The organism is Sphingomonas sp. PP-CC-3A-396, assembly GCF_004343105.1.
GTDB lineage: Bacteria > Pseudomonadota > Alphaproteobacteria > Sphingomonadales > Sphingomonadaceae > Sphingomonas.
Map to the genome: position 1 here is coordinate 305,578 of NZ_SLYF01000007.1, position 9,990 is coordinate 315,567.

The window sequence follows — 9,990 nt, forward strand, 5'->3', positions numbered from 1 at the left end:
CGGAATTGGCGGCGGAGTCAATCGGCGATGGACGTCGCGGCCGGTCTAAGGGCCTATAGTCGCTTTCAGATCATCGGCGAGGGCGCGCACCGCAGGCAACCGGGGTCTTTCGGCAACCGGATCGTGCGGAACCGCAGCGCCAGCAGGTCAACGAGCAGCAGCTTGCCCGCCTGATCGTCGCCGAAGGGCGCGATGGAGCGGAGCACTTCAAGCGCGGCAAGGCTGCCGAGGATGCCGGTGACGGGGCCGAGCACGCCGTCCTCCGCACAACTCGTTTCCGCCCGTTCGGGATCTTCGCCGACGAAGCAGCGATAGCACGGCTTGTCGGCTTCCCACCCGCGATAGGTGGCGAGCTGGCCTTCGAACTGGCCGACCGCCGCGGAGACCAGCGGGATGTGCAGCGCGTGGGCGGCATCGGCGACGCAGAACCGGGTGGCGAAATTGTCGCAGCCGTCGAGCACGACGTCCGCCCCGGCCAGCAGGTCCGCGACGTTGGTGGGGTCGATCCGGATGCAATGCGCGGCGATCTCGACATGCGGGTTGATCCGGCGCGCGGCGGCGGCGGCGGCCTCGACCTTGGCGAGGCCGGTGTCGGCGGTCGTGAAGATCGTCTGGCGCTGAAGGTTCGAGGGCTCGACGCTGTCGTCGTCGATCAGGATCATCTGGCCGACGCCCGCCGCGGCGAGATACTGGATCGCGGGCGAGCCGATCCCGCCCGCGCCGACGACTGCAACGCTGGCCGCCTTCAGTTTCGCCTGACCGGTACCGCCAAATTCCTTCAGGACGATGTGTCGGGCGTAGCGGACGAGCTCGTCGTCGGAGAGCATCATGCGGTTCAGCTGCCTGCCCAGGTGAAGGTCATGCTGGTGCGATACCAGGTGTCGGTCTGCGTATCGTCGAGGTCGATCGCGTCGCGCGGCGTACCGACGAGTACGCCGGCAGCATATTGCTCGACCGTCGGGCAATCGATCGCGCGCGGCGTCACGCGGCGAAACCGGCCCTGCGGCGTCGCGAGGACGGCGAGGTCGAGCGTGAGCGTCCAGCCCTGCGCGGTCCGCACCGCCTTCGCACAGCGTCCCGCCATCACCTCGCCGTGGACGTACATCGAGGTGTTCGCCTGGATCGTCGCGGACCGGCGGATCGGAAGAATTGGCAGCCCGCTCCAATCCTGCGGCGGCAGGGGAACGCTGGCGGTCGGCATGGCGGCAGATGGTGCGGCCGGCGCGACCTGCGTCGCGACGCCTGGCGGGGCGACGGCCTGAAGCAGCAGGAGAAACGCGGCGATCATCGCCCGGTCGATCCGAAGCCGCCTGCGCCGCGGGTGGTGTCGTCGAGCGTATCGACTTCGGCGAGCGTCGCGCGGAGGACGACCGCGGGGACCAGTTGCGCGATGCGGTCGCCGCGTGCGATCTCGAATGGGGCTTGGCCGAGATTGGCGAGGATCACCTTCACTTCGCCGCGATAGTCGCTGTCGATCGTGCCGGGGGTGTTGAGGCAGGTGACGCCGTGCTTCAGCGCGAGGCCGGAGCGGGGGCGGACCTGCACCTCATGGCCTGCGGGAATGGCGATCGCGAAACCAGTCGCGACCGCGGCTCGGTCGCCGGGGGCGAGCGTCAACGCCTCGGCGGCAACGACGTCCATCCCGGCGGCACCCTCGGTCGCATAGGCGGGCAAAGGCAGGCCCTCGCCATGCGGCAGGCGCTTCAGTTCGATACGGATCATGATGCGGCTTCTAGCGCATCGGCGATGCGGTCCGCCAGTCGTGCGGCAACCGCGTCCTTGGGCATGCGCTTCCAGCTCTCGACGCCCGCGGCGGTGACGAGGTGCACGCTGTTGTCGGCGCCGCCCATCACGTCGCCCGATACGTCGTTGGCGACGATCCAGTCTGCGGTCTTGCGGATACGCTTGGCGACGGCGTGTTCGATGACGCGCTCGGTCTCGGCGGCGAACCCGATCAGCAGGCGAGGGCGGTGGGGGCTGCGCGCCAAAGTCGCGAGAATATCGGGATTTTCCGCGAGCGTCAGCGTCGGCGTGGCATCGCCCTTCTTGATCTTCTGCTGGAAGGACTCGACGTGCCAGTCCGCCACGGCAGCCACCATGACCGCGGCATCGGCGGGCAGCGCGCGGTCCACCGCGTGCGCCATCTCGCGCGCGGTCTCGACGTCGATCCGGTCGACGCCGTGTGGAGTCGGCAGCGTCACCGGGCCCGCGACCAGCGTCACGCGTGCGCCGAGCCGTGCCAGCGCTGCGGCGATCGCAAAGCCCTGTTTGCCCGACGAGCGGTTGGCGATGTAGCGCACCGGATCGATCGGCTCGTGAGTCGGTCCGGCGGTGACGAGTACGTGGCGGCCCGCAAGGCGCTTCGGCAGTGCAGGCGAGAGCAAGGCCTCGATCGCGGCGACGATCGCGGGCGGCTTGGGCAGGCGGCCGGGACCGTATTCGCCGCACGCCATCGCGCCTTCGTCGGGCATCATCACCGTGACGCCATCCGCGCGAAGCTGCGCCACGTTGCGGACGGTCGCGGCATGGCCCCACATGCGGACGTTCATTGCCGGCGCGACGAGCACCGGCTTGTCGGTGGCGAGCAGCAGCGTCGTCGCGAGATCGTTCGCGAGGCCCGCGGCCATGCGGGCCATCAGGTCGGCGGTAGCGGGCGCGACGACGATCAGGTCGGCCTGCCGGCTGAGCTGGATATGGCCCATCTCAGCCTCGTCCTTGAGGTCCCACAGCGTCGTGTAGACCTTGTCCTCGCTGAGCGCGGCGAGCGTCATCGGCGTGACGAAATGATGCGCTGCCTCGGTCATCACGCAGCGTACCGCGTGGCCATCGCGTTTGAGCAGGCGGATCAGCTCGGCGGCCTTGTAGGCGGCGATCCCGCCGCCGACGATCAGGAGAATACGCGTCATGGACGGCGTCTTAGCGTATTACGCGGCGGACCGTAATGCGTCGCCCGTCGCTCGCGGCTCGTACCAGATCGCGCAGTCCGTCGGCTGCAAAGACTATCCCCACGAGCGAGGCCGGCGCGATCAGCAAGGCCCAGTAAAATGTGTCGATCCGCCCGAACAGGCCAAGCATCAGGCCATAGCCGGCGAGCAGCGCGGCCATCCGCCCGGCGAGCGGATCGTGCCAGGCGGTCCAGCCGAACGCCGCGATACCGACTATCGGCGCGGCAACCACGAGCGGAAACAGGCTGAGCGCAGAGGCATCGACGATCGCGCGGACGACGAAGCCGACCCCGAGCATGCCGGCCCAGCCCGGCGACGACGGATCCAGCGGATGCACGACGAGCGACACGGCATGCGCGTGGAGCACCAGAACGATCGCGACGATGGCGAGCGATCCGATCCAGGCGGCGGCCTCACGGCGGCTTCCTTCGACGAGCGCGAAGACCGCCATCAACACGAGATACGGCGCGGCGGTCTCGCGGACAAGCGCGGCGGCAAGGCCTAATGCGACCGCTTCGACCCAATAGCCTGGACGACGCAGCGCGAGCGACAGCGCGATCAGCAATCCTGCCCAGATCTCGTGGAACAGCACCAGGCCCGCCTGGAAGAACGCTAGCATTCCGCCGAGCAGCAGGATCATCGCGATGGCGAGCGCCGGCTGGGTCAACGCGGGGCGCAGGCGGCGATACCAGGCGATCAACGTCGCGGTCGCCAGTGCGTACAGCATGGCGACGACCGCGAAGGCGGGCAACGCTGCGGCCACGACCGCGAGGGTCGGTAGGCGCATCGTGACGAACGGCTTCATCGGATAGTTGCCCGCGCGCATCGCATCGGCCGCGACCGCATAATAGGGGCCGCCGTGCCGAACACCGTCGACGATCCCCACGTAGAGCGCCATGTCCGTGCCGTGATCGGCACCGGTTGCGCGGGGCGCGGTCGGTACCGAAAGGGCAAGCCACGTCGCCATGATCGCGATGACGAACACCGCCAGCGTCGCGCGTGCACCCGACTGCGACATCGCCGCAAACCGCGACGGTCTCGTCAGCCACAAAGGCGCTACGGGACGGCGCATCATCCGGTCCGGCAGGCGGATATCACCGCAGCAAGAGCCAGGTCGCACCCACACTGGTCAACGCGGTTGCGAGCGCCACCGCCATATAGCGCCAGCCACCGCCGATCCGGATGACCTCGATTTCGCGCAGCGGCATCGTCGGCGGCGCGCCACCGGGCGCAGGGTAATGCGCCTCGATCCGCCGGACCAACTCGGGCAGGCGGGTGAGCGTCTGGAAGTCGGCGATCAGTCGGTCGGCGATCATCGCCTCGGGGCCGAGTTCGCCGCGGATCCAGTCGCGGACGAACGGCTCGGCGGCTTCCCACAAATTGATGTCGGGGTTGAGGCTGGTCGCCACGCCCTCGACCATCACCATCGTCTTCTGCAGCAGCAGCAAGTGCGGCTGCGTCACCATGTCGAAATCGCGCGTGATCGAGAACAGGCTGTCGAGCATCATGCCGATCGACATGTCCTTGACCGGCAGCCCGCGCATCGGCTCGCCGACCGCGCGAAGCGCCGTCGCGAACTCGCCGACGTCGTGATAGGCGGGAACATAGCCCGCCTCGAAATGGATCTCGGCGACGCGCTTATAATTGCCGGTGATCAGGCCGTAGAGGATCTCGGCGAGCCAAACGCGCGCGCGCCGGTCGATCCGGCCCATGATGCCGAAGTCGATCGCGGCGATGCGGTTGCCGTGCAGCGCGAACAGGTTTCCCTGGTGCATGTCGGCGTGGAAGAATCCGTCGGCGATCGCCTGGCGCAGGAACGCGCGGACCAGTGTCTGCGCGAGCGCGGGAAGGTCGTAGCCGGCGGCGACGAGCGCGGGGCGATCGGACAGCTTGATGCCGTCGATCCACTCGATCGTCATGACCTTGGCGGTCGAGCGCGCCCAGTCGATCGCGGGGATGACGAAGTCGGGCTCGGCGGTCATGCCCTCGGCGAGTTCGGAGGCCGAGGCGGCTTCGCGGCGGAAATTCAGTTCGCGCAGCGTCCAGCGCTTGAACGTCTCGATCGTGAGGCGCGGGCGGAGGCGCATGGCCTCGGGGCTGAGCGCCTCAAGCTGCGCTGCCGCCCAGCTATAGGTGTCGATCGCGCGCGCAAAATCATCCTCGACGCCGGGGCGCAGGACTTTCACCGCGACCTGGCGGCCATCCGTCGTAACGGCGCGGTGGACCTGCGCGATCGACGCGGCGCCGACCGGGATCGGTTCGATGCGCGAGAACAGCGTTTCCAGCGGCTTGCCGAAGCTCGCCAGCATCGCCGCCTCGATCGTCGCGTAGGGGACGGGGGAGAGCTGGTCCTGCAACCTGAGCAGATCGTGCGCGGCGTCTTCACCGACGAGATCGGGGCGGGTGGCGAGCGTCTGGCCAAGCTTGATCGCCGCGGGGCCGATCGCCTGGAACGCATCGGCGTACCGCGGGACTGCCGGCACGCGTGCGCCGAACCGTGCGATCCGCGCGAGGCGACGGACGGGGGCGGGCGTGTTGGGGTCACGCTCGATGCCGCGCAGCGCGCCATGGCGGGCTAGGATGCGGCCCCATTTGAGGAGTCGCCAGACGTGGGTGGTTGAGGCGGTCACTGTGGTCGAGCGCCTTGAGAAGGGGTTTGTTCACGCGAAGGCGCGAAGGCGCGAAGAGAAATTGGTTCACGCGGAGACGCGGAGCCGCGGAGAGAAAGAAGAAGTGGTTCGCGCGGAGGCACGGAGGCGCAGAGATGTGGCGCCTCGCCGCGCTTGTGGCTTTTCATAACCAACATAGCGGCAGCAAAGCGCTGACGCGCGAGAAACCTGGCGCCTTCGCGCCCACTTACTCTCCGCGTCTCCGCGTCTCCGCGTGAACCACTCTTCGCGCCTTCGCGCCTTCGCGTGATCACTAGATCTTCCACCCCGAGTGTATCGCGACCAAACCGCCCAGCAGAGGTTCGACCTTCGTCTGCACGAAGCCGGCATTCGCGATCATGCCCTTGAACTTCGGCATGTCGGGGAAGCGGCGGATCGACTCGATCAGGTAGCGGTAGCTGTCGGCGTCCTGTGCGAGCAGCTGGCCGAGCTTCGGGACCATCTTGTGCGAATAGGCGTCGTATACCTCGGCGAACCCGGGCCAGACGGTGGTCGAGAATTCGAGACAGTAGAACCGCCCGCCACGCCGCAGGACGCGGTGCGCCTCACGCAGAGCCTTCGGGATATCCGTCACGTTCCGAATGCCGAACGCGATCGTGTAGGCGTCGAAGAACTTGTCGGGAAAGGTCAGCGTTTCCGCATTGGCTTCGGTCCAGACCAGGCCGTCGATGCCGCGTTTCTGCGCGCGCTGCATGCCGACTTCGAGCATCTGCGGGTTGATGTCGGCGACCGTGATCGATGCGCCCGACGGCTCCATGCGGAACGCGATGTCGCCCGTGCCGCCGGCCATGTCGAGGATCTGCTCGCCTTCGCGCGGCTTCACGCGGCGGACGAAGCGGTCCTTCCACAGCCGGTGCATGCCGCCCGACATCGCATCGTTCATCAGGTCGTATTTGCCCGCGACGTTCGAGAAGACGCCGCCGACGCGGGCGGTCTTCTCGGTGGCGGGGATGTCTTCGTAGCCGAAGGAGACGGTATCGGGCGTGAGTGCGGGCGCGGGCGCGATCAAGTCGTTCATATCCTGCGCTCTAGCCGCGCCTTGTGGCGCGAGCAAACGCAACCTAGCTGAAAACCGTGCCAGAATTACCAGAAGTCGAAACCACCGTGCGCGGGCTGGAGCCCGTGCTGAAGGGCCAGCGCCTGACCTCGGTCGAGCCGCGCCGCGCCGACTTGCGGAAAGCGATCCCGGTCGACCTGCGCCAGCGGATGACCGGGGCGACCGTTACGCAACTCGGACGGCGTGCGAAATACGGGCTGATCGATACCGATCGCGGCGATACGCTCGTGTTCCATCTCGGCATGTCGGGGCGCTGGCGGGTCGATCCGAGTGAACTCCTCGCCCATGATCACCTGCTGATCGGCACCGCAGCGGGGCGTACGGTCGCGCTCAACGATCCGCGGCGATTCGGCTTTCTCGATCTGTGGGCGACGGACGACATCGCCCATTACCCACCGTTCCTCAGCATGGGGCCGGAGCCGCTCGGGCCCGACCTGACCGCCGCGTATCTGCTGGAGGCGCTCGAAGGGCGGGGGGCGTCGATCAAGGCGATGCTGCTCGACCAGCGAATCGTCGCGGGGCTCGGCAACATCTATGTGTGCGAGGCGCTGCACATGGCGAAGATCGCGCCGTCACGCGCGGCGGGGCGGATATCGCTGTTTCGACTCGAGCGACTCGTCGAGGCGATTCGGACGGTGCTCACCGCCGCGATCCTCGCGGGCGGCTCGTCGCTACGTGATTATGTCCGGCCGGACGGCGAGCTCGGCTATTTCTCGAAGCAGTGGCGCGTCTATGGGCGTGAAGGCGAGCCGTGCGAATGCGGTGCTACCGTGAAGCGGCGGACGGAGGGCGGGCGTTCGACGTTCTGGTGTCCGAAGTGCCAACGCGGTTGACGATCTAGGACAAAGTGGGTAGGGCCGCGGCTTCGAGAGGGCGTAGGAGCAATCCGGCGCCCCTTTTTATTCATTCGAACATCCAGAGGGCTTCATGGCGAACACGCCGCAGGCGAAAAAGCGTATCCGTCGCAACGACCGTCGCGCGGAAGTGAACGGCAACCGCGTCGGCCGTATCCGTACCTTCATCAAGAAGGTCGAGGCCGCACTGGCTTCGGGCGACAAGGGCGCAGCGACCACCGCACTCGCGGCCGCACAGCCTGAGCTGCAGCGTGGCGTCGCCAAGGGCGTGCTGCACAAGAACACCGCGAGCCGCAAGTTCGCGCGTCTGACCAAGGCCGTGACCGGGCTCGCATAAGCGACCGATCACTGTCGAAAGCGGATCACCCGTCGGGACATTCCCGGCGGGTTTTTTGCGTCTGCGAAGGGAACCAAGTGCGACGGTGCGTAACCCACGGATTCCCCGCGATTCGAGTGGTCCGAAGTCAAGTCATGGAATGATTGAATTCGCAAAAAATACGTAAACACAGCCACTTATAAAAATATCGACGCATTTCCGCGGCTTGATCAAGTCAACCCGCTTTATTTCGAAAATGTGACGTGTCGGGGTCTTGCCCGGATCGCCGATCGCTTCATAACGGGGCTCACAGCGACGGTGGTTTCCACCGCTGCATCAAACACACAGGGCGAAGATGCCGGATGACCCTTGGGGTCGTCGGGGGGACCATTTTCTGTCGGGACTATATCACCCGCGCGAGCAATCTCGCGGGGTCGGAGAAGCGTGCGCGTGACGAAGTGGCAAGGATCAATGACACACGCGACCGAGGCCGAGAAGGCCTGGGCCCGCGTGCGTGCATCCTTGCGCGAGTCGGCGGGGGCACGGCTGTTCGAGCAGTGGCTGAAGCCGATCGAACTCGTTCCGGGTGACGATCGCGACACGATCCGGCTGGCGCTGCCGTCGGCGTTCATGACGAACTGGGTCCGCAATCATTATGCCGACCGACTCGTGCTCGAATTCAAGCAGATCCTGCCCCACGTCCGCACCGTCCAGATCGAGACCCGGGCGCCGGGTCGCGCGCCCGTCGTGCTCGCGATCGAGCCGGTCGCCGACGCCATTCCCGCGAAGCCCGTCGCCGATCCGGTGCCGGTCGAGGCCAAGCCGGCTCCCAAGCCGGTCGCCGAGCCTGCGCAGGTTTCGATGAAGTTCGGCGTCGATCCTTCGCTGAAGCCTGCGCCGACGCCGGTCGTGGCCTCCGCGCCCGTTGGCGTGCCGGCCGAGCGGCCGCCGCTCGATCCGCGTTACACGTTCGCGCGATTCGTCGTCGATCCGTCAAACAAGGTCGCGTTCAACGCGGCCAAGGTGCTCGCCGAGCCAGGCCCGGTCCGGTTCAGCCCGTTGTTCCTCCACAGCGGCACGGGGCAGGGCAAGACCCACCTCATGCACGCGATCGGTCACGCGTTCCTCGAGCATAATCCGAACGCGATCGTGCTGTGCATGTCCGCCGAGCGGTTCATGTACGACTTCGTCGCGTCGATGCGCGCACGCGATACGCATGCGTTCAAGCAGCGGCTGCGCGGTGCCGACCTGCTGCTGATCGACGACCTCCAGTTCATCGCCGGCAAGGATGCGACGCAGGAAGAATTCTTCCACACGGTCAACGAGATCATGGCGGCGGGCAAGCGGCTGGTGATCTCCGCCGACCGCTGCCCGCAGGCGCTCGAAGGCGTCGAGGCGCGGATCGTCAGCCGGATGTCGGTCGGGCTGGTCGCGGACATCAAGGCGCCCGACCTGACGCTCCGCCGGACGATCCTCGACCGGAAGCTGGTCGACCTGCCCGAAATGCGCGTGCCGACCGACGTGCTCGACCTGCTCGCGAGCCGCATTCACGCGAATATCCGCGAGCTCGAGGGCGCGCTCAACCGCGTCGTGGCGTATGCGCAGCTGACCGGCGACACGATCGACCTCGACTTCGCGGTCGCAACGTTGGGTGAGGTCCTGCGCGGGGCGCAGAAGCGCGTGACGATCGACGAGATCCAGAAGCTCGTGTCGGCGCATTTCGAACTGAAGCCGCTCGACCTGATTTCGGCGCGTCGCGCGCGCGCTGTGGCACGGCCGCGGCAGATCGCGATGTACCTGGCCAAGCGGCTGACGACTCGGTCGCTGCCGGAGATCGGGCGAAAGTTCGGTGGGCGCGATCACTCGACGGTGATTCATGCGGTGCGGAAGATCGAGGAATTGCGGGACTCGGACCGCGATATCGATGCCGCGGTTCGCGTGCTGATGCGCGAGCTGGAAGGCTAGGCCAGCCTACGATTTCTTGTTCTCCCGCGAAGGCGGGCGCCCAGACTGGACCCCCGACTTCGCGGGGGAACATGCTTTCTAGCTGATCCTAGGGTCAGGACTCATTGGTCATAGCCAGAAGATGACGGTGGCCGCGAGCGCGACGGCAGAGAAGAAGACAGTTGGGCAGCGGTCGTAACGAGTG

At 67.0% G+C, this 9,990-nt stretch carries 10 protein-coding genes; 3 read left to right on the forward strand and 7 right to left on the reverse strand.

Features of this window, described 5'->3' with window-relative positions:
- Window positions 1-65: 65 nt before the first annotated feature.
- The 7 genes from moeB to C8J40_RS15515 all read right to left on the reverse strand — a co-directional run bounded on the left by moeB (window position 66) and on the right by C8J40_RS15515 (window position 6,632).
- Entirely contained in the window at window positions 66-830 is a 765-nt protein-coding gene (gene moeB / locus C8J40_RS15485) for a molybdopterin-synthase adenylyltransferase MoeB (protein WP_132897760.1), read from the reverse strand.
- Between the two features lie 5 nt (window positions 831-835).
- A complete protein-coding gene (locus C8J40_RS15490) occupies window positions 836-1,288 on the reverse strand; it encodes a hypothetical protein (protein ID WP_132897761.1) in 453 nt (150 codons plus the stop codon).
- The gene (gene dut, locus C8J40_RS15495; RefSeq protein WP_132897762.1) at window positions 1,285-1,722 is read right to left on the reverse strand and encodes a dUTP diphosphatase; all 438 of its coding nucleotides are present in this window, start codon (window positions 1,720-1,722) and stop codon (window positions 1,285-1,287) included. The genes C8J40_RS15490 and dut overlap by 4 nt, the downstream gene beginning before the upstream one ends.
- Entirely contained in the window at window positions 1,719-2,906 is a 1,188-nt protein-coding gene (gene coaBC, locus C8J40_RS15500; RefSeq protein WP_132897763.1) for a bifunctional phosphopantothenoylcysteine decarboxylase/phosphopantothenate--cysteine ligase CoaBC, read from the reverse strand. The genes dut and coaBC overlap by 4 nt, the downstream gene beginning before the upstream one ends.
- A gap of 10 nt (window positions 2,907-2,916) precedes the next feature.
- Entirely contained in the window at window positions 2,917-4,017 is a 1,101-nt protein-coding gene (locus C8J40_RS15505; protein WP_347812476.1) for a hypothetical protein, read from the reverse strand.
- Window positions 4,018-4,039: 22 nt separating this feature from the next.
- Complete coding sequence (ubiB, locus tag C8J40_RS15510; RefSeq protein ID WP_132897765.1) at window positions 4,040-5,575, reverse strand: 2-polyprenylphenol 6-hydroxylase; 1,536 nt, start codon at window positions 5,573-5,575, stop codon at window positions 4,040-4,042.
- A gap of 292 nt (window positions 5,576-5,867) precedes the next feature.
- Window positions 5,868-6,632 (reverse strand): class I SAM-dependent methyltransferase, encoded by a 765-nt coding sequence (locus C8J40_RS15515; protein WP_132897766.1) that lies wholly within the window; start codon window positions 6,630-6,632, stop codon window positions 5,868-5,870.
- A gap of 56 nt (window positions 6,633-6,688) precedes the next feature.
- Here C8J40_RS15515 and mutM point away from each other — a divergent pair, with 56 nt between their 5' ends.
- The 3 genes from mutM to dnaA all read left to right on the forward strand — a co-directional run bounded on the left by mutM (window position 6,689) and on the right by dnaA (window position 9,806).
- Window positions 6,689-7,504 (forward strand): bifunctional DNA-formamidopyrimidine glycosylase/DNA-(apurinic or apyrimidinic site) lyase, encoded by an 816-nt coding sequence (mutM, locus tag C8J40_RS15520; protein WP_132897767.1) that lies wholly within the window; start codon window positions 6,689-6,691, stop codon window positions 7,502-7,504.
- A gap of 94 nt (window positions 7,505-7,598) precedes the next feature.
- Window positions 7,599-7,862 (forward strand): 30S ribosomal protein S20, encoded by a 264-nt coding sequence (rpsT, locus tag C8J40_RS15525; protein WP_031394736.1) that lies wholly within the window; start codon window positions 7,599-7,601, stop codon window positions 7,860-7,862.
- Between the two features lie 450 nt (window positions 7,863-8,312).
- On the forward strand, window positions 8,313-9,806 hold the full coding sequence (gene dnaA, locus C8J40_RS15530) for a chromosomal replication initiator protein DnaA (protein ID WP_132897768.1): 1,494 nt from the start codon (window positions 8,313-8,315) through the stop codon (window positions 9,804-9,806).
- The last annotated feature ends 184 nt before the right edge of the window (window positions 9,807-9,990 follow it).

What these genes read in the sequence shown, in the direction of transcription:
- rpsT (WP_031394736.1), top strand. Translation starts at nt 7,599, where the DNA reads ATGGCGAACACGCCGCAGGCGAAAAAGCGTATCCGTCGCAACGACCGT.
- C8J40_RS15490 (WP_132897761.1), bottom strand. Translation starts at nt 1,288, where the DNA reads ATGATCGCCGCGTTTCTCCTGCTGCTTCAGGCCGTCGCCCCGCCAGGC.
- dut (WP_132897762.1), bottom strand. Translation starts at nt 1,722, where the DNA reads ATGATCCGTATCGAACTGAAGCGCCTGCCGCATGGCGAGGGCCTGCCT.
- dnaA (WP_132897768.1), top strand. Translation starts at nt 8,313, where the DNA reads ATGACACACGCGACCGAGGCCGAGAAGGCCTGGGCCCGCGTGCGTGCA.
- coaBC (WP_132897763.1), bottom strand. Translation starts at nt 2,906, where the DNA reads ATGACGCGTATTCTCCTGATCGTCGGCGGCGGGATCGCCGCCTACAAG.
- C8J40_RS15515 (WP_132897766.1), bottom strand. Translation starts at nt 6,632, where the DNA reads ATGAACGACTTGATCGCGCCCGCGCCCGCACTCACGCCCGATACCGTC.
- moeB (WP_132897760.1), bottom strand. Translation starts at nt 830, where the DNA reads ATGATGCTCTCCGACGACGAGCTCGTCCGCTACGCCCGACACATCGTC.
- C8J40_RS15505 (WP_347812476.1), bottom strand. Translation starts at nt 4,017, where the DNA reads ATGCGCCGTCCCGTAGCGCCTTTGTGGCTGACGAGACCGTCGCGGTTT.